The organism is Corynebacterium sp. HMSC036D02 (assembly GCF_001836165.1).
Lineage (GTDB): Bacteria > Actinomycetota > Actinomycetes > Mycobacteriales > Mycobacteriaceae > Corynebacterium.
The window spans coordinates 36,453-54,621 of record NZ_KV827683.1; the positions used below are offsets into that span (position 1 = coordinate 36,453).

15 protein-coding genes, 1 tRNA gene and 1 pseudogene are annotated in these 18,169 nt (G+C 61.2%); 7 read left to right on the top strand and 10 right to left on the bottom strand.

Annotation, left to right across the window (positions count from 1 at the left end; all coding sequences use genetic code 11):
* Positions 1 to 2: 2 nt before the first annotated feature.
* Genes HMPREF2743_RS07340 through HMPREF2743_RS07350 form a run of 3 tightly spaced genes read right to left on the bottom strand, consistent with a single transcriptional unit; the run spans position 3 to position 2,826 of the window.
* Positions 3 to 1,472, bottom strand: a complete 1,470-nt coding sequence (locus HMPREF2743_RS07340; protein WP_070818491.1) for an ABC transporter ATP-binding protein — start codon at positions 1,470 to 1,472, stop codon at positions 3 to 5.
* Positions 1,469 to 2,194, bottom strand: coding sequence for an energy-coupling factor transporter transmembrane component T family protein (locus HMPREF2743_RS07345; RefSeq protein WP_070818492.1), 726 nt, complete (start codon positions 2,192 to 2,194; stop codon positions 1,469 to 1,471). Before HMPREF2743_RS07345 ends, HMPREF2743_RS07340 begins: the two co-directional genes overlap by 4 nt.
* Positions 2,191 to 2,826 carry an MptD family putative ECF transporter S component gene (locus HMPREF2743_RS07350; protein WP_070818493.1) on the bottom strand — a complete coding sequence of 212 codons (636 nt, stop codon included), beginning with the start codon at positions 2,824 to 2,826 and terminating at the stop codon, positions 2,191 to 2,193. Before HMPREF2743_RS07350 ends, HMPREF2743_RS07345 begins: the two co-directional genes overlap by 4 nt.
* 140 nt (positions 2,827 to 2,966) lie before the next feature.
* On the opposite strand from HMPREF2743_RS07350, the pseudogene HMPREF2743_RS12475 reads away from it, so the two are divergent.
* Positions 2,967 to 3,227, top strand: a pseudogene (locus tag HMPREF2743_RS12475) (IS481 family transposase); the annotation flags it as partial.
* A 43-nt stretch (positions 3,228 to 3,270) separates the two neighbouring features.
* Here the strand turns inward: HMPREF2743_RS12475 and HMPREF2743_RS07360 are convergent.
* From HMPREF2743_RS07360 to HMPREF2743_RS07380, 5 genes are all read right to left on the bottom strand, one after another.
* Positions 3,271 to 3,343, bottom strand: a tRNA-Arg gene (locus HMPREF2743_RS07360).
* A gap of 91 nt (positions 3,344 to 3,434) precedes the next feature.
* A complete protein-coding gene (locus HMPREF2743_RS07365) occupies positions 3,435 to 3,722 on the bottom strand; it encodes a glutaredoxin domain-containing protein (RefSeq protein WP_070710655.1) in 288 nt (95 codons plus the stop codon).
* Positions 3,722 to 4,267 (bottom strand): dihydrofolate reductase, encoded by a 546-nt coding sequence (locus tag HMPREF2743_RS07370; RefSeq protein ID WP_070710656.1) that lies wholly within the window; start codon positions 4,265 to 4,267, stop codon positions 3,722 to 3,724. Before HMPREF2743_RS07370 ends, HMPREF2743_RS07365 begins: the two co-directional genes overlap by 1 nt.
* The gene (locus HMPREF2743_RS07375) at positions 4,267 to 5,091 is read right to left on the bottom strand and encodes a thymidylate synthase (protein ID WP_070818494.1); all 825 of its coding nucleotides are present in this window, start codon (positions 5,089 to 5,091) and stop codon (positions 4,267 to 4,269) included. The genes HMPREF2743_RS07370 and HMPREF2743_RS07375 overlap by 1 nt, the downstream gene beginning before the upstream one ends.
* Positions 5,092 to 5,161: 70 nt before the next feature.
* Positions 5,162 to 6,034, bottom strand: coding sequence for an NAD-dependent epimerase/dehydratase family protein (locus HMPREF2743_RS07380; protein WP_070818495.1), 873 nt, complete (start codon positions 6,032 to 6,034; stop codon positions 5,162 to 5,164).
* 104 nt (positions 6,035 to 6,138) lie between these two features.
* Here HMPREF2743_RS07380 and HMPREF2743_RS07385 point away from each other — a divergent pair, with 104 nt between their 5' ends.
* Entirely contained in the window at positions 6,139 to 6,807 is a 669-nt protein-coding gene (locus tag HMPREF2743_RS07385; RefSeq protein ID WP_070818496.1) for a TetR/AcrR family transcriptional regulator, read from the top strand.
* Between the two features lie 41 nt (positions 6,808 to 6,848).
* Here the strand turns inward: HMPREF2743_RS07385 and HMPREF2743_RS07390 are convergent, their stop codons facing one another.
* On the bottom strand, positions 6,849 to 7,607 hold the full coding sequence (locus tag HMPREF2743_RS07390; protein WP_186312204.1) for a 3'(2'),5'-bisphosphate nucleotidase CysQ: 759 nt from the start codon (positions 7,605 to 7,607) through the stop codon (positions 6,849 to 6,851).
* A 34-nt stretch (positions 7,608 to 7,641) separates the two neighbouring features.
* Between HMPREF2743_RS07390 and HMPREF2743_RS07395 the strand changes: the two genes are divergently transcribed.
* The 5 genes from HMPREF2743_RS07395 (at position 7,642) to HMPREF2743_RS07415 (ending at position 16,328) form a co-directional block, all read left to right on the top strand.
* A complete protein-coding gene (locus HMPREF2743_RS07395) occupies positions 7,642 to 12,579 on the top strand; it encodes an Lhr family ATP-dependent helicase (RefSeq protein ID WP_070818497.1) in 4,938 nt (1,645 codons plus the stop codon).
* Between the two features lie 87 nt (positions 12,580 to 12,666).
* Entirely contained in the window at positions 12,667 to 13,935 is a 1,269-nt protein-coding gene (locus tag HMPREF2743_RS07400) for an alpha-hydroxy acid oxidase (protein WP_070529400.1), read from the top strand.
* 27 nt (positions 13,936 to 13,962) lie between these two features.
* A complete protein-coding gene (locus HMPREF2743_RS07405; protein ID WP_070818498.1) occupies positions 13,963 to 14,784 on the top strand; it encodes a DNA-formamidopyrimidine glycosylase family protein in 822 nt (273 codons plus the stop codon).
* A 10-nt stretch (positions 14,785 to 14,794) separates the two neighbouring features.
* Complete coding sequence (locus tag HMPREF2743_RS07410; protein WP_049155174.1) at positions 14,795 to 15,208, top strand: YccF domain-containing protein; 414 nt, start codon at positions 14,795 to 14,797, stop codon at positions 15,206 to 15,208.
* A 52-nt stretch (positions 15,209 to 15,260) separates the two neighbouring features.
* Positions 15,261 to 16,328, top strand: coding sequence for an HNH endonuclease signature motif containing protein (locus HMPREF2743_RS07415; protein ID WP_070529395.1), 1,068 nt, complete (start codon positions 15,261 to 15,263; stop codon positions 16,326 to 16,328).
* Between the two features lie 161 nt (positions 16,329 to 16,489).
* Here HMPREF2743_RS07415 and pgi read toward each other — a convergent pair whose 3' ends face one another.
* Entirely contained in the window at positions 16,490 to 18,124 is a 1,635-nt protein-coding gene (pgi, locus tag HMPREF2743_RS07420) for a glucose-6-phosphate isomerase (RefSeq protein WP_070818499.1), read from the bottom strand.
* Positions 18,125 to 18,169 lie beyond the last annotated feature (45 nt).

Below are 18,169 nucleotides of genomic sequence, written 5' to 3' on the forward strand. Positions count from 1 at the left end.
TCTCAATTCTTGTTGATGTCAGTCATATCGATGATTCTGGTGACTGATTCTTGGATGAATTCGTGGTCATGGGTGATGACGATGACCACTGCTCCGCTTGCTGCAAGAGATCGAAGTAGCGCAGAGATGGATTGCAGTTGGCGCCAGCCCACGCCAGAGGTAGGTTCATCGAAGATGTAGATCGCTGCTTGCTCGGCTTGGGCTGAAGCTATGGCTAAGCGTTGCCGTTGCCCACCGGACAGAGACTGCGGATGCCGTTGGGCCATTCCTGCCAGATCGAGGCGATGGAGAATCTCATTGACATCGATGTGGTCCCGCTTCTTCTTTGCCAGTCCGAGCGTGACTTCTTCTTCGGTGGTGGCTGCGAATAATTGGCGGCCAACATCTTGCATCACCATATACGCGGCACGTCTGCGGGCAGCCGCTCCTACTCGTTTGCTGTTCAAACGGAGACTACCGCCGCGTTTGGGAGAAGCAAGACCACAAATGATCCTGGCGAGGGTGGTTTTTCCAGCGCCGTTGGGCCCGATTAAGGCGGTGACTTCGCCGCTGGGGAAAAATGCGTGGTCAATGTTTAACACCTCATGTGCGCCATAAGAAAAACAGATGTTGCTTAGCTCGAGTCCGCTCCGCTGGGGATCGGCGTTTTCGAGCGTGGGTGGTACCGGCACGCTCGCGGGCAGGGGAACATGGTGTAAGCTGCGTAGCCCCAATTGTTTGCGTTCGGGTTCGTCTAAGGCATAAAACTCCTGAGCGCGGAAACTCCGCGTTATTTTTCCCTGAGTCAAGTAAATAACTTGGTCAGCGATATCTTTTAAGAAAAAGAGACGGTGATCAGCGATAATGATCGTTGTGCCTAATTCCTTCAAGCGGTGTAGCACGCGTGCAAGAATATCGATGCTTTCCATGGAGAGATTGGACGTGGGTTCATCGAGAAGCACGAGACTGCCCGGGGACACAAGCGCGCATGCGCATGCCACGGTTTGTAACTGCCCACCGGATAATTCTTTGAATCGCCGGCCCCGAAGATCCTTAATGCCTAGTAGCTCGACCGCTGATTGAATCCTCGACTCAATTTCTTTGGGATCTACACCAAGGTTTTCTAGCCCGAAGGCCAATTCTGCATTGACGCTTTCAGTGAAAAATTGTGTCCTTGGATTCTGGAATACTGAGGCGCTGAACTCGATGGCTCGGGACAGCGGTTCTTCCGCAGGGTTAAAAGCCTGGTCATCCTTTATAATAGTGATGGTGCCTAGTAGCTCTCCTGGATTGAAATGGGGGATGAGTCCGTTGATCAACTTGAGTACCGTGGACTTTCCCGATCCGGAATCACCGGTAATCAGTAGACACTGTCCTGGAGAGACAGAAAAAGACACATCAGATACACCTTGAATGCCTGGCCGAGCGCCCAATGGATATGTAAAAGAAGCGTTGTGGGCGTTTACACTGGTTGCGATACTGCGTTCGTTCATAAGTGGACCTCCGTGGGGAGCCAGACAGAGGCAACAATGAGGCCCAACCCAGCTAGTGCAGTTGCATCGACAAGCTTGAAGGAAAGATCGGCGGTGGTGGTTGGGCGTGTGGGGCCTCCCAATCCGCGGACAAGAGCAGAGGCAGCGAGCTCATCACCAGCGCGGACGACGGCGCCTAATAGGGGGATGATCAGCATCGCGGACGATTGTGTGGGCTGTGTGATCCAGCTTTTTACTCCAGGCTGGAGACCCCGAAGGACCATGGCATCGCGGATGGCTTTGGCTTCTGCCACGATGATCGGCAAAACGCGCAGGAATACCGCCGGTGGAATGGTGACCCAGCCTGGTAAACGCAGGTCCCGCAGTGCTGAGGTCAACGTGGATGGTGTGAGAGTGAGCAAGCCGAATGCGCCGATGGACATGCTGATGACAAAACGGCTTAGCCACGAAAAAATTGCCGCTGAAAAAGCGAAAAATGTGGAGCCAGGAAGCTGTAATAGGCCCCAATACCCTAGATAGGATAATGCAAAAGCGAACAGACATATAAGACCATAGTGTGGCTTTACTGTAGCTAGTGCGATGGAGCTGAAGGCGATAGAAATCAGCAGTGTCGGTAGGTGGCCGTGGCTGAGAGCTACCGCATTGATTACTAGAACAGAAAGCAGCACGGTCCGTGGATCGATCGAAGATCGACGAAGCACGCCCTGTTTTTGCAGGCTCACAGGAGACCAGCGCTTTCAAAGTGTTTGCGGCTGACGCGAACTCCGACCTTTCCTCCGATAAAGCCGACGATGAGCGCACAAATGGCCAGTACTCCAATGGTCCATGGCTGGAAGATATCCGACATAGCATCGGCGTATTCTTGACCCATTTGGTCTGCGATATCGACGTAGTATGAGTCCGTATCCAGAATTAGCGGGATAAAAGGCAAAGAAATCCAGACACAGAAGATGCCGTAGGCAATAGGGAAGGACTTGGCAATACTGAGGTGGCTTTTTGTAATAATCAAATCTGCGATAAACCCAAGAATTATGCTTCCCAGCAAGGTCCAGAAGTAGTGTCCGGTGAGCATGAATGCTAATCCGTTAATACCACCGACGAGGGTGAAAGCACCCATTTTGGACGTGCGGACGGCATAAAGCGCTAGCACGATTCCGTTTGCGATTGCCGCGATAAACCATCCAATAAACATGAATTGTGGTCCTGCGAATCCAATCATTCCGCTTATAAAGGTGATTACAAAGTAAAGTGCAGCAAAGATGCCAGCGTTGATGAGATCTTTGGTGTTTAAACGTGCCGTCGACCCACTGGATGAGCTTGTACTCCGTGCGGGCGTAGAGGACTGTTTGGTCATAGTAAACCTCGATTCATGAAAATCAGGCAAGGTAAGGCTTGCCTAATACATATAATACTGTTTATAAACTATTTCTAGTATTGATCTGAAGGTTCACCCTTAATGGGGGCGAATGCAGATAAGCGGACATCAAACCAGAGCACGACTACCGACTACGCACCGACAAAGTAGGCACGAACGGCAAGACAGCACTGCGATGGGGCGACAAACTACGCCGCCTCTACATCGGACGCCGATGGGGCGGAGAACCCATCACCATGGTCTGCGTCGACAACCACGTCGACATCAAAATAACCGCCACCGGGGCACAAATCGCCGCCTACACACGCACCGAGGAAAAGATCTATTACAACAAGAAAGACAACGAACTCAACCCCAACGGGGCAACTAAAAACAAAAAATTTCGAGACACCGACCGGAACGATGTCTCGAGACTTCACAGCGTGCCCCAGAGAGGATTCGAACCTCCGACACCGGCTTTAGGAGAGCCGTGCTCTATCCCCTGAGCTACTGGGGCAGGGGGTGCGTTGCGCACCTAGGTAAGACTAGCAGCCCTGCTTAGGGCGGCGGTAAACGCGTGGCCTTTGGTCGCGCTGGCTGCGGGGGGCTTATTCGCTGGCCAGCTCCGCGTACTTGGCGCGGACCTCGCTAGCAGCGGGATTGGTGGCGTGGGTGCCGTCGGAGTAGAGGACGGTGGGCACGATGCGGTTGCCGTCGTTGACGGACTCAATCCACGCGTTGATGTCTTCGGTGCCTTCGGCTTCGGCGTCGACAAGCGCGTGCGGGGTCTCCGTGCGGTTGAGTGCGGAAATGAGGCGCTGGCAGAACGGGCACCAGTCGGCAAAGAAGATGGTGACGTGCTCAGTGGTTTCGGGAGCGGCAACGTTAGTGCTCATTAGGCAGCAGCCTTTCTGTCGTAGGTGAGGAAACGGTATTTCATCGGCAGCTCGCTAGGCGGCTGGCCGGGGATGGTGAGGTGTCCGGACTGTGAGGTCAGCCAGTCGCTATCGGCAGACAAGCTGAACTCATCCGGTACGGAGGGGGCGTGCACGGCATCGTCGCCGTAGGCATCGCCGACCTGCACACCCATGAGGGTGAGCTCTATGGTGTCCACGCGGTCGAGAGCGGAGTTGTAGAGTTGGCCGCCGCCGATAATCCAGGCGTCGCCAGGCGTGGCATCAAGCGCGGCATCGAGGTTATCCACCACGGTGGCGCCCGCAGACCACTCGCCGGGTTCATGGCTGGACAGCACGATGTTGTCCCGGCCCGGAAGTGGGCGGAACTTGGGGTTGAGGGATTCCCACGTCTTGCGGCCCATGATGACAGGCGCGCCCATGGTCACTTCTTTGAAGTGCTTCAGGTCCTCCGGCACGTGCCAAGGCATGACCACGCCGTCACCGATGACCCCGTCGAGGGACTGGGCCCAGATTGCGCCCAGCATTAGACCGACACCTGTGCCTTGATGGTGGGGTGGGGGTCGTAGCCGATGGCCTCAAAATCCTTGAAGTCATAGTCAAAGAGGCTCTCAGACTTGTGGAGCTTGAGCTGCGGGTACTCGCGGGGCTCGCGGGAGAGCTGCTCCTTAACCTGCTCGATGTGGTCGTTGTAGATGTGGCAATCTCCGCCGGTCCAGATGAGCTCGCCTACCTCTAAACCTGCTTGCTGGGCAAACATGTGGGTCAGCGCGGCATAGGAAGCCAAGTTGAAGGGCACTCCCAAGAACATGTCTGCCGAGCGCTGGTAGACCTGCATGGAGAGCTTGCCGTCAGCGACATAGAGCTGGAAAAGCAGATGGCAGGGCATGAGCGCCATCTTGTCCAGCTCAGAGACGTTCCACGCGGAGACCAGGTTGCGGCGCGAGTCCGGGTTGTTCTTGAGCGTGTCCAGGGCGACCTGGATCTGGTCGATGTGCCGGCCATCCGGAGTGGGCCAGGAGCGCCACTGCACGCCGTAGACAGGGCCCAGCTCACCGTCCTCATCGGCCCACTCGTTCCAGATGCGGACCTTGTTCTCCTGCAGCCACTTTACGTTGGAGTCGCCGCGCAGGAACCACAGCAGCTCACCAATCACGCCGTGGAAGTAGACCTTCTTGGTGGTCAGCAGGGGAAAAGACTCCGCCAGGTTATAGCGAAGTTGGGCACCGAACAGGGAGAGGGTGCCGGTGCCAGTGCGGTCGCCCTTGGGTGCGCCATCTTCGAGGACACGGCGCAGGAGGTCCTCGTACGGTGTTTTGAGGGATGAAGAAGCAGTGGGAGTTTCACTCATGACGTCCAAGTGTAGAGCGTTCAAAAAGTCTTAGGTAGTGAGGTAGGGCTACTAGTTGTTGGATTTGTCACTACGCCGACTGAGCTTGATGAATAGCCTTTAATGCTTCGTCGGTTGGGGTCGCCTGCCATGAGGACTTAGCTCCGGTAAGAATGGAGGGACGGTCCCACAGGTATCTCATTTCTTGTAGGCCTCGCAGGTCCGTGCTGACAATGCCACCTAGCTTCAGCATCCATGGGCGAATCGTGATGGGGGAGTGTTGGCATCCGGCGCTTCGAGCAAATTCAGCTTGGGTGAGCGCGGGCGCGCAAGGCGTGGAAACTATAGGAGGTGTCGATTCGTCCAGTAGTGCGTCAGCTAGCGCACGGGCGAAGTCGGGAAGGTACGTGACCGAGTGTTTAGCGTGTGCGTTAAAAAGAGCAAGGGGACGCTTCTTCCCGATGATGAGCTGATGGTAAACGCATCCGGGGCCGGCATCTGGTCCGTACAGATCGGCCGCGATTACCGAGGTAGTGCGCGAGGGAGAGGCTAAGCGGTTCTCGATTAGGGTCGCTCGAACACTGGGTTTACCATTGTGGGATCGGGTGAGGGGCGTGTCAGGCGAAATTACCTCGTAAGTCTGGTCGAATCCATACATCGATTCGGGAAAGACAACGGGGATGCCCCGTTGGGCGGCTACCTCTAGCACGGTTTCTTCAGCTGGAATGAGCAGGTCGCGCCACTTTTGTGCGTCGTATGGGGCATGGATGCAGTGGGCAATTCCGTCGATCTGTTCTGGGTAGGCGTCACTGTGTGTTGCATCGCCTTTCTTGAACTGCACGTTCCCACTGGCGGCGAAATGGGGCTGCCGCCGCGTCATGATTGTGCATGTGTGCCCTCTTTTGGTGAGTTCGCGTGAAAGTGATCGGCCCACGGGGCCTGCCCCGGTGATGAGAAAATGCATTAGGTGACCTCTGCTCTAAATAGTGACTAGTGCTCTCTAATTCTATAATTGCAGTTATTCAGATTCAAGAGCAGTGCTCTCTTTCTTGTTGATATAGTTTCTATATGTCAATGACCCCAAGAGCGCGTGCTCGCGAACAGACGATGTTGCGCATTGTTGAGGTAGGGTGGGAGCAGCTTGATAAAGGCGGCCCAGAAGCCTTGAATCTTCGTGCAATTGCACGTGATTTGGGGATAGTTTCTTCGGGTATCTACCGCTATGTGCCCGACAGGGCCCACCTATTAACGATGCTGATCGTTGATGCGTTTGAAGCACTTGATGATGCCGTTGTGCGGGGAATCGGTGAGGCTACTGAGACGCGGGACAGATTTCTGCGCCTTGTGTTTGCTATGAGGGCGTGGGCTTTGGAGTTTCCTCAAAGGTGGGCGCTAATTTATGGCACGCCCATCATTGGATACGAAGCGCCAGCTTCAGAGACTACGGTCGCGGGTACAAAAGTTAGTCGGCGTCTGGCCGAGTTGTTAACTGAGGCCTCGGTTGAACAGTTAGAACCGCGTTCCTCTCAGTTCTCGCGCGACCTTGCCGCAGCCGCTGATGAGCTTGATGTAGAACTTTCCGCTGACGTCATGGAAAAGGCGCTTGAAGCGTGGATAAGTATTATTGGCGTAATAAATGCCGAGGTATTTGGATACCTCGGCAAAGACACGCTGCATGACCACCACGAATTAAATGCTCGAATGGTCTCTCGTCTTGCAGACGAGTTGGGAATTTGACTTAGCGGCGCTGCGTAGGAGGGGAACGCCGCACAAGAAACCTAGTAACCGCCGTTGGCCTCCGCGTAGGCGGCGGCGTGCTCCAGAATCTCGTCTGCTAGCTCCGGGCGGCAGATCAGCAGATCCGGGATGAAGGTGTCTTCGTTATTGAACTTGATGGGGGAGCCGTCCAGACGCGAGCAGTGGAGGCCCGCAGCTAGGGCCACGCCCACCGGGGCGGCCTGGTCCCACTCGTACTGGCCACCGGCGTGGATATAGGCATCATAGTCACCCAAGAGCACATGGATGGCCTTCGCGCCCGCGGAGCCCGCGCCGACAGTTTCAAAGCCCATCTTCTCCGCGACATAACCCGCAACCTTTGGCGGGCGGTTGCGGGAAACCACGAACTTCTTGGACAGCGGGCCCGTTACCGCGCGCACATCGGAGGACTTAAAGGTCACGCCCATGTCCGGCATTCCGACGGCCGCGTGGATCGGGGTGCCGTTTTCTACCAGCGCGATGTGGACGGCCCAGTCCTGTCGGCCGGTAGCGAACTCCTTGGTGCCGTCGAGCGGGTCAATGATCCACACGCGGTCCTTCTTCAAACGGCTCAAATCATCGGCGGCCTCCTCCGACAGGACGCCGTCCTGTGGGCGGTGCTGCTCAAGGACGCGGGCGATCCATTCCTGAGCGGCTTCATCGCCGGCATCACCCAGCGCCAAGCCGCGCAGCAGGCCACCGTTGCGCACGCCTTTGAGGATCTCGCCACAGCCATCGGCGAGGGAGTTGGTTAGACGGGAATCAGAAATCTCAACGGTCATAGTGACCAGATTAGCGCGCGCGATACAGTAGGGCATGTCTAAAAACGTTCTGGCGAAGTTCCGCCCGCAGGTGGCCGGTTGGTTCCAGGACGTTTTCGCCGCCCCCACCCCGGTCCAAGAGCAGGCGTGGAAGGCGATTTCCGGCGGCGCGAACGCACTGGTTGTAGCACCAACCGGTTCCGGTAAGACGCTCGCGGCTTTCCTGTGGGCTTTGAATTCCTTGGTGGAGCGCGAAGGCCAGACCGCGCTGCCGCTGAGCAATGAGCCCTCCCGCGAGGGCGCTCATGCCGGCGTGAGAGTGCTGTATATCTCACCTCTCAAGGCCCTGGGCGTGGACGTGGAGAACAATCTGCGCGCCCCGCTCAACGGCATTGCCCGCACCGCCGAACGGCTGGGCCTGGAGGTGCCGGATATTACCGTTGGCGTGCGCTCCGGGGATACCCCGCAGGCAGAGCGTGCTCGGCAGGTGCGCAAGCCACCGGACATCCTCATCACCACGCCGGAATCGGCTTACTTGATGCTCACCTCCAAGGCGGCGGGGATTTTGAAGACCGTGGATACCGTCATCATCGATGAGATCCACGCCCTGGCCGGTACCAAACGCGGCGTGCACCTGGCGCTGACTTTGGAGCGCCTCGGGCTCATCGCCGGGGAATTTCAACGCATTGGATTGTCGGCGACGGTGCGTCCGCTGAGTGCCGTCGCCAACTTTTTGGGCGGCGACCGTCCCGTGGACATCATCGCGCCACCGGCGAAGAAGCGATGGCAGCTCGACGTCCACGTGCCGGTCGAGGACATGTCGGACCTGCCCACCCCGGAGCAGGGCTCGCCCATCGGGGAGGCGACTGTCGACGACCCCCTTGGCATCACCGAAGGCCCCCAGGATGCGATGCGCGTGCACGCGTATCGCAAGGAAGAAGGCGGGGCAGGAGACTCCGCCCTGCCCACGGCGAAGTCCATCTGGCCCTTCATCGAGGAAGAGCTCTACGCCGAAGTCATGGAGCACCGCTCCACCCTCGTCTTCGTCAACTCGCGCCGCACCGCCGAGCGGCTCACCAGCCGGCTCAACGAGCTTTATGCCCAGGAGCACGACCCGGAGTCCTTGAGCCCGGCCACCCGGCGCGACCCAGCCCAGCTGATGAAGCAGGTCGACGTCGCCGGGAAGGCCCCGGCCGTCATCGCTCGTGCGCACCACGGTTCGGTATCCAAGGACGAGCGCGCGCTGACGGAGACCATGCTCAAAGAGGGAACCCTCAAGGCCGTGGTGGCCACGAGCTCCCTGGAGCTGGGCATCGACATGGGTGCGGTGGAGCTGGTGGTGCAGGTGGAATCCCCGCCGTCGGTGGCCTCGGGCCTGCAGCGCGTGGGCCGCGCCGGGCACTCCGTGGGCGCGGTCTCTCATGGCTCCTTCTATCCCAAGCACCGCGCGGACCTCGTGCAATCAGCACTCACCGTCGCCCGCATGGAGGAGGGCCTCATCGAAGAGATGCACTCCCCGCGCAACCCTTTGGATGTCTTGGCACAGCAGACGGTGGCGGCGGTGGTGGCGTCGGCAAGCGCGGGCACGAGTGAGGGACTCGAGGCCGACGCTTGGTACGAAACCGTGCGCCGCGCCTGGCCCTATAAGGACCTGGCGCGCGAGGTCTTCGACTCCGTGCTGGACCTGGTCAGTGGTGTGTACCCCTCGACGGACTTTGCTGAGCTGAAGCCGCGGGTGGTCTATGACCGCGTGACGGGCGTGCTCACTCCGCGCCCCGGCGCGCAGCGCGTGGCGGTGACCAACGGCGGCACCATCCCGGACCGCGGCATGTTTGGGGTGTTCCTCGTGGGCGGCGAGGAGAAATCGCCGCGCCGCGTGGGCGAGCTCGATGAGGAAATGGTCTATGAAACCCGGGTGGGGGATATCTTTACGCTTGGCGCGACGAGCTGGCGCGTGGAGGAGATTACGCGCGACCAGGTGCTGGTGACACCCGCGCCGGGGCACACGGGGCGTTTGCCTTTCTGGAATGGTGACTCCGCGGGGCGGCCGTATGAGCTGGGCAAGGCGTTGGGCGCATTCCGGAGAGAGGCATACGCGGATCCGTCCGTGGTGCGCGACGCTGATGAGCGCGCCCGGCGTAACATCGCCGCCTACCTGCACGAGCAGAACGAGGCCACCGGGCTCATCCCGGATGAGAAGACGCTGCTGCTGGAGCGCTTCACGGATGAGCTGGGGGATTGGCGCGTGCTGCTGCACACCCCGTTTGGTCGGCCGGTGAATGCGGCGTGGGCGCTGGCGGTGGGGCAGCGCGTGGCGGAGCGCACCGGGATGGATGCGCAGGCGGTGGCGGGCGATGATGGCATCGTGCTGCGCCTGCCGCAGGGGGAGGCGGACCCGGATGCAGCGCTCTTTCTTTTCGACGCCGATGAGATCGCCGACATTGTCACCGAGCAGGTGGGAAACTCCGCGCTCTTTGCTTCCCGGTTTAGGGAGTGCGCGGCGCGTGCGCTGCTTCTGCCGCGGCGTAACCCGGGCAAGCGCGCGCCCTTGTGGCAGCAACGCCAGCGCGCGGAGCAGCTTCTCGACGTCGCCCGCAACTACCCCTCGTTCCCCATCATCCTGGAGACCGTGCGCGAGTGCGTGCAGGATGTCTATGACCTGCCGGCGCTCACGGAGGTCATGCGGGAGCTGGCGCACCGCCGCGTGCGCATCGCGGAGGTCACCACGGAGCAGCCTTCGCCTTTCGCGTCCTCGCTGCTGTTCAACTACACCGGCGCGTTCATGTACGAGGGGGACTCGCCCCTAGCGGAAAAGCGCGCAGCGGCCTTGGCATTGGACTCGGCGCTGTTGGCGAAGCTGTTGGGCACGGTGGAGCTGCGCGAGCTTCTCGACGGCTCCATCATCGCCGAAGTCCACGCCCAGCTGCAGCGCACCACTCCGGAACGTCAGGCGCGCACCACTGAGGAGGTCGCGGACCTGCTGCGCGTGCTCGGCCCCATCCCGGTCGAGGAATTCGGTGCGCACGCCACGGTGCCACTCAGCGCACTCGATGCGCTCGGTGCACGCATTATGCGGGTGCGCATCAACGGCCGCGAGCACGTGGCGCAAGCGCTCGATGCGCCGCTGCTTCGCGACGGTCTCGGCATCCCCGTTCCGCCCGGTATTCCTGCACAGCAGGCCACGATTACCGATGCCGTCGATCAGCTGGTTAGCCGCTGGGCGCGCACGCGCGGGCCCTTTGTGGCGCGCGATGTGCAGGAAGCTTTTGGCCTGTCAGCCGCGGTGGCGCACTCGACGCTGAATGGGCTGGATTCCATCCTGGCGGGGCACTACCGCCAGGGCGTGGAGGAGCAGGAGTACTGCGCGGCGGAGGTGCTCAAGGTCATCCGCTCGCGCTCGCTGGCGGCTGCCCGAGCTGCCACGCAGCCTGTTTCTCCCGCGGCCTTCGGGCGCTTCCTGCCGGATTGGCAACAGGTGGCGGCGGTGGGCCGGCGCCCAGTGCTGCGCGGGGTGGACGGCGTCTTCGCCGTCATCGAGCAGCTGGCCGGCGTGCGCCTGCCGGCCTCGGCCTGGGAGAGCCTCATCCTTCCTGCGCGCGTCGGGGATTATTCGCCGACGATGCTCGATGAGCTCACCGCCAGCGGCGAGGTTCTCATCGTGGGCGCGGGCAAGGCCGGCTCCAACGACCCGTGGATCATGCTGCTGCCGGTGGATTATGCCGCGCAGCTCGCCCCGCAGATCTCTGCGGAGGAGGTGGGCTTGTCCATGCTGCAAACCCAGCTGCTGGAGGCTTTGCAGGGCGGCGGTAGCTACCTCATCTCCGATATTCAACCGCAGCTGAGCGGCACACCCGAGGAGGTCCGGGAGGCGCTCTGGGGCTTGGTGGAAGCAGGTCTGGTCAGCCCCGATTCCTTCGCTCCTATCCGGGCCCACCTGGCCGCAGGTGGGCGCGCCGGGCGTGCGGCGCATCGCGCGCGGCGTCGGCCAACGCGCTCGCGCCTGCGCATGGGGCGCACGTCCTTTGCGCAAGCGCACAATGCCTCGAGTACGCCGACCGCGCCCGACGTGGTGGGGCGGTGGTCGTTGTCCGTTCCCGCGGCCACCGATGCCACGTCGCGTTCCATCGCGCACGGCGAGGCCTGGCTGGACCGCTACGGCGTGCTCACCCGCGGATCCGTGGTGGCTGAGGACGTCCTGGGCGGTTTCGCCCTGGCTTATAAGGTGCTCTCCGGTTTTGAGGAATCTGGCAAGGCCATGCGCGGCTATGTCATTGAAGGCTTGGGCGCCGCGCAGTTCTCCACGCCTGCGGTCATTGACCGCCTGCGCGGGGTGGATGATTCCCCCGATGTCACGGGCTGGCCGTCCGGTACCCGCGAGCCGCAGACTTATGTTCTAGCCGCGACCGACCCTGCGAACCCCTATGGCGCGGCGCTGTCCTGGCCACCCGCTGATGCTGGCGAATCAGCGGCCCGTCCCACCCGCGCCGCGGGTGCTTTAGTGGTGCTCATGGATGGCCTGCCCGTAGCCCACCTGACTCGCGGCGGAAAGACCTTGACCACGTTCTTCAACGCTTTGCCCGAGGGCATCGAGCGCACCGAGGTACTAGCCGCAGTGCTTGCAGGCCTCAACGAGCTGGTGGCCGCTGGGCGCTTGGGCAAGCTGGTCATTGAGAAGGCGAACGGGCGGCCCATCTTCGAATCAAAGCTGGGCGGCGAGCTGCGCACACTAGGGGCGGCACTGACCCCGAAGGGCGTGCGGATTACTGGATCTGCCCACACCGCCTCTTCCGGCCGTGCAGGACAGCACGGCCAATCTGGAGAAGCCGCGCGCTCCGCCGAGCCTTACCGTCCCGCACGTCGCGGCGGGCGCCGCGCCGCCGAGGCGATGGAGGAGCTTTCCTTCGATGATCCGGAGGATTCCACTGAGTCTGGTGGCCCATCGACTGCACCGGGAAGCCCAGGCGGCTTCCGCCCGCGCCGCCGACGCCGCTGAATGATATTCACCTTCATTTAGCCCACGGGCTTTTCATGGGTCTAACCTCAAAAGCTGATAGCCCAATAGAAAAGGAGTCTTGTTTCCATGCGGCTAAAGCGCCAACTACCTAACGTGTCCGAGCTCAAGAACCTCATGCGGTTCGAAGCACCCAACCTCGACCGCCGGGCTGCCCGCCTGGCAGAGGCCGCTGATGTGTGGGACCTGCGCAAGATTGCCAAGCGCCGCACACCCAAGGCGGCCTTTGACTACGTCGATGGTGCAGCCCGCGATGAGGTTAGCTACCAGGAATCTCGCGATTTCTTCCGCGATGTTCGCCTCATGCCCAACGTGCTCAACGGCGCGCACGACATCAGCCTTGGCACCGAGATCGCCGGCGAGCCGGCAGCATTGCCCTTCGGCATCGCGCCGACCGGCTTTACCCGCTTCATGCATGCCGAAGGCGAGGACGCTGGTTCCCAAGCCGCCCGCGACGCAGGCATCCCGTTTACGCTCTCCACGATGGGCACGCGCTCGGTCGAGGAGGTCGCGGCGTCGCAAGGCAATAGCGGACGCCGCTGGTTCCAGCTTTATCTGTGGAAGGACCACTCTGCCTGCCAAGAACTCATCGAGCGCGCTGCCGCCAATGGATACGACACCCTCGTGGTTACCGTGGACACGCCCGTGGCGGGCCAGCGCCTGCGCGATACCCGCAACGGAATGCGCATCCCGCCGCGCCTGACCGCCGGCACGGTCTTCGATGCCGCGTGGCGCCCCGAGTGGTGGTTCAACTTTCTCACCACGGACCCAGTTACCTTCGCGTCGTTGACCTCGACCACCGGCACCCTGGGCGAGCTTGTCAACACCATGTTCGACCCAGGCCTCAACTTCGAGGACCTGGCGTGGATTCGCAAGCAGTGGACGGGCAAGCTCTTCGTCAAGGGAATCGTCAATCCCGAGGACGCGCGCAAGGTCATTGACCTTGGTGCCGACGGCATCGTGGTGTCCTCCCACGGCGGGCGCCAGCTCGACCGCGTGGTCAACACCCTCCAGGCCCTTGAGGCCGTGCGCGCAGAGGTGGGCCCGGACGTGGAAATCATCTACGACTCCGGCATCATGTCCGGCGTCGACATCGCCATTGCGCTGGCTCTGGGTGCGGACTTCGTCCTCATCGGCCGCGCTTACCTCTACGGGTTGATGGCCGGCGGCAAGCAAGGCGTCGACCGCGTCATCGAGCTGCTCGCGGAGGAGTTCAAGAACACCCTCCAGCTGCTCGGCGTGAAGAAGATCGAAGACCTATCCCGCCAGCACGTGGTCACCCCGTGGGAGCCGGGCGCGCTGGCATTCGGTGCGGGAAAGGACGCGCCGGTAGAGTAGGCACCCGTTCGGTGAGGAGGTTCTGCTGTGCCCGAGGGTGATTCCGTACTGCAGCTGTCGAACCGGCTGCAGTTCATGGACGGCCGGCGCGTGATCTCCTCCTCCCTGCGCGTGCCGCGCTATGCCACCGTGCGCTTCGACGGGCTGGTGTGCGAGGAGGTCTGGCCCTATGGCAAGCACCTCTTCATGGATTTCGGCGGCGAGCTCATCCTGCATACCCACCTCAAGATGGAGGGCACGTGGGCCATCCACTATGCCGGGGACCGCTGGCGCAAGCCCGGCCACAGCGCACGCGTGGTGCTGCAGATGGAGAACACCCCGCGCGATATTGAGTTGGTAGGGCATTGGCTAGGGCTGGTCGAGGTCTTTCCAGCCCGCGAGTTTGAGCAGCGCATGGCGCACCTGGGCCCAGACATCCTCGCGCCCGAGTGGTTAGACGGCGGCTTCGAGGAGGCCGTTCGCCGCATCGAATCACGCCCCGAGCGCAGCATCGGCGCCGCGCTCTTGGACCAGCGCAACGTGGCGGGTTTGGGCAACGAGTACCGCGCCGAGATCTGCTTCCTAGCCGGCGTTCATCCAGCAACACCGGTAGCGCTTGTCGACGTCCCTCATATCCTCACCATCTCCCGCCGCCTCATCTGGGCTAACCGGGACTCGCCGATACGCGTAACGACCGGCGTGAAGCGGGCAGGGGAGACCACGTACGTCTTCGGCCGCAACCGTCAGCGCTGTCGGCGCTGCGGCACGCTGATTGAGAAGTCCACGTTGGGAGGAGTGGACGCGGGCGGCGACGAAGGTGAGCTAGAACGCGTCATCTGGTGGTGCCCGCACTGCCAGCCGCATCGCTAGGCTGGGATGCATGAAGATCATTTTGAACATCATCTGGTTGGCAACTGGTGGCCTTGTCCTCGCACTGGGCTACTTTCTCCTAGGCATCCTGGCCTGCATCCCCGTCGTGACGATTCCCGCCGGTGTGGCCTCGATGCGTATGGCGAATTTCGCCCTGTGGCCCTTTGGGCGCTCCGTCATTCAACCGGTCAAAGGTACCGGCGGCATGTCTCGGTTCTCTAACGTTGTCTGGTTCCTTGTCGCTGGCCTGTGGCTGGCCATCGGCCACGTCACCACTGCAGCGGCGCAGGCCGTGACCATCGTGGGCATCCCGGTGGCTCTGGCCAACCTGAAGATGATCCCGGTGACGTGCTTCCCGTTCGGCCGCAAGATTGTGGACTCTGACCACATTCCGTTCGGCTGGGAGTCGATGATCAAGCTTTAGAGTTTCTGTCTCCGGTTGCGGGGTTGCCAAGGGTGCTTTAGTGTTCTGAGGCATGGGGGATTTAGAGACCTACTTCTCCTACCGCAACTCGGGGATTAAGTTGGTGGAGCAGGCGGTAGGAGGCGAGAAACGTTTACGCGCACTCGGCGCTGGACCGGCCGACGCCGCCGAACTGGCGCGCTTAAACTACATCTACTTCGGCGCCACCAAGTTCACGGGCAAGCAACGCACCGCCCGCAGCCGAGCTTTAGAACAAGGCCATGACCTGGCCACGCTGAGCCTTATTGAGTCCTACACGAAGAAGCTGAAGAATCAGCTTCATGTGTGGAACCTGCGTGTAAAGCTCGCCGGCACGCCCGCCCACAACATCCCCGCCGTGGCGGCTAAACGCCTCAAAGAGCTCAAGCCCAAACGTATTCCCACGCCCGGGGTGCGCATGACCTACCGTGCTGATGGGCCGCACTCGCTGACCATTACCGATGACCCTTTGACCGTCACTGAGATGCGCGGCGTGCTGGAATCCATCAACAAGGACAACCTGCTTGATGCTTCCAGGCACGTCTTCTTCAACAAATCTCACGGCGGTACCAAACCGGCGGTGCTCACCAGCGTGGTCGTTACCTTGGACAAGCTCGACAAGATTGTGAGCGGCGACGGTGATGACATCGTGCTCGAACTAACCAATGGCGGCCGCATGACCGGCACGGAATTTCTGAACTATAAGTTTGCCGAGATCGGCTACGTAACCCTCATCCACCCCACGATCGGGCCGGTGTGGCTGCACCGCATGAAACGTTTGGCCGGGTTTGAGCAGCGCATGATGGCCAGCGCCGAGCATCCCACCTGTGCCAGGAAGGGATGTAATAAACCTGCTGATTATGCCCAGGTACACCACCTCATCCCATGGAAAGCAGGAGGTACCACCGACCCGCCGAATCTGACAATGTTGTGTGCCTATCACAACGGCGTCAATGATGATGACCCGGAGAAACCCACCGGTGCCGGCTATGTCTTCCGACTACGCGGCGATGTGGATTACATCCCTCCCTGGGGAGAACCGATAACCGCCCAGGCTGCGTATCAAGCCGCACAACGCGGACTTGGACCGCGTGGCGGGTAAACCGCCACGCAGCACGAAGGACACGCAACGCAAAGGAAACGCACCACCACGCGGACGCCCACAGGGCCTCTGCGGCGTTGGCGATCCCACATCTCGATTGACGCGTTAAAACGCGTGAACCCCCGACCGTTCGGCCGGGGGGAGACGTCGCCAAGCAGTGCTTAACGGTGGTTGCGGTACCAACCGATCAGAGCATCGGTGGAGCCGTCGCCGGATGCGGCCTCCTCCTTGCCGGAGACTGCCGGTGCCAGGTCGTTGGCCTGCTGCTTGCCCAGCTCCACACCCCACTGGTCGAAGGAGTTGATGTCCCAGATGATGCCCTGGGTGAACACGATGTGCTCGTAGAGCGCGATGAGTGCGCCGAGGGTCTGCGGGGTGAGCTCCTCCGCCAGGATCGTGGTGGACGGGCGGTTGCCCGGCATCACCTTGTGCGGGACCACGGCCGGGTCCACGCCCTCGGCGGCAATCTCTTCCGCAGTCTTACCAAAAGCCAGAACCTTGGTCTGCGCGAAGAAGTTACCCATGAGCAGGTCATGCATGGAACCGGTGCCGTCTGCAGTAGGGAAGTCCTCCTTCGGGCGGGCAAAGCCGATGAAGTCCGCCGGGATGAGGCGGGTGCCCTGGTGCATGAGCTGGAAGAAGGCGTGCTGGCCATTGGTGCCCGGCTCGCCCCAGTAAATCTCACCGGTGCCGGTGGTGACAGCGGTGCCGTCGCGGCGCACGGACTTGCCGTTGGACTCCATAGTCAGCTGCTGCAGGTAGGCAGGGAAGCGTCCAAGGTCCTCGGAGTAAGGCAGCACCGCGTGGGTCTGCGCGCCGAAGAAGTTGGAGTACCAGACGCCGAGCAGACCCATGAGCACAGGTACGTTCTGCTCCATAGGCGCGGTGCGGAAGTGCTCATCCATGGCGTGGAAGCCCTCGAGGAAACGCATGAAGTCCAGTGGGCCAATGGTGCACATGAGCGACAGACCGATGGCGGAGTCGACGGAGTAGCGCCCGCCCACCCAGTTCCAGAAACCAAACATGTTCTGGGTGTCGATGCCGAACTCCGCGACCTTCTCCGCGTTGGTGGAGACCGCAACGAAGTGCTTGGCGACGGCCGACTCGTCACCATCAAACTGCTCAATCAGCCAGCGGCGCGCGGCGTGAGCGTTGGCCAGGGTTTCCTGAGTGGTGAAGGTCTTGGAAGCGACGATGAAGAGGGTGGATCCGGCATCGAGGCCGTCGAGAGTTGCGGCGAGATCCGCCGGGTCGACGTTGGAGACGAACTCCGCGCTAATGCCCGCTACCTCGTAGGAGCGCAGGGCCTTCGCGGCCATGGCCGGGCCCAAGTCGGAGCCGCCGATGCCGATGTTGACCACCTTCTTGATGGTGTGGCCCGTATGTCCCAGCCACGTGCCGGAGCGCAGCGCGGTGGCGAAGTCGCGCATGCGGCCTAAAGTTTCGTGGACGTCGGCAGCGACGTCCTGGCCGTCCACGCTCAAATCTTTTTCAACAGGCAGGCGCAGCGCGGTGTGCAGCACGGCGCGGTCCTCGGTGTTGTTGAGGTGCTCGCCGGCGAACATGGCGTCGCGGCGTCCCTCGACGTCGGCAGCTCGGGCGAGGTCCACCAGCGCGGTGACTACTTCCTCATCGATGAGGTTTTTCGACAGATCCACGTGCAGGCCCGCGGCGTCGAAAGAATAGTCTGCGGCGCGGGAAGCGGAGTTGGCAAAAAGCTCACGCAGGTTGAGGTCCTTCTTGCTTTCAAAAAGCGAGGTGAGCGCGGCCCACTGCGGCTGAGCGGTGATGTCCATTGCAAAAGCCTTTCTGGCAGGTAGCAGACATGAAACTTACTGTGT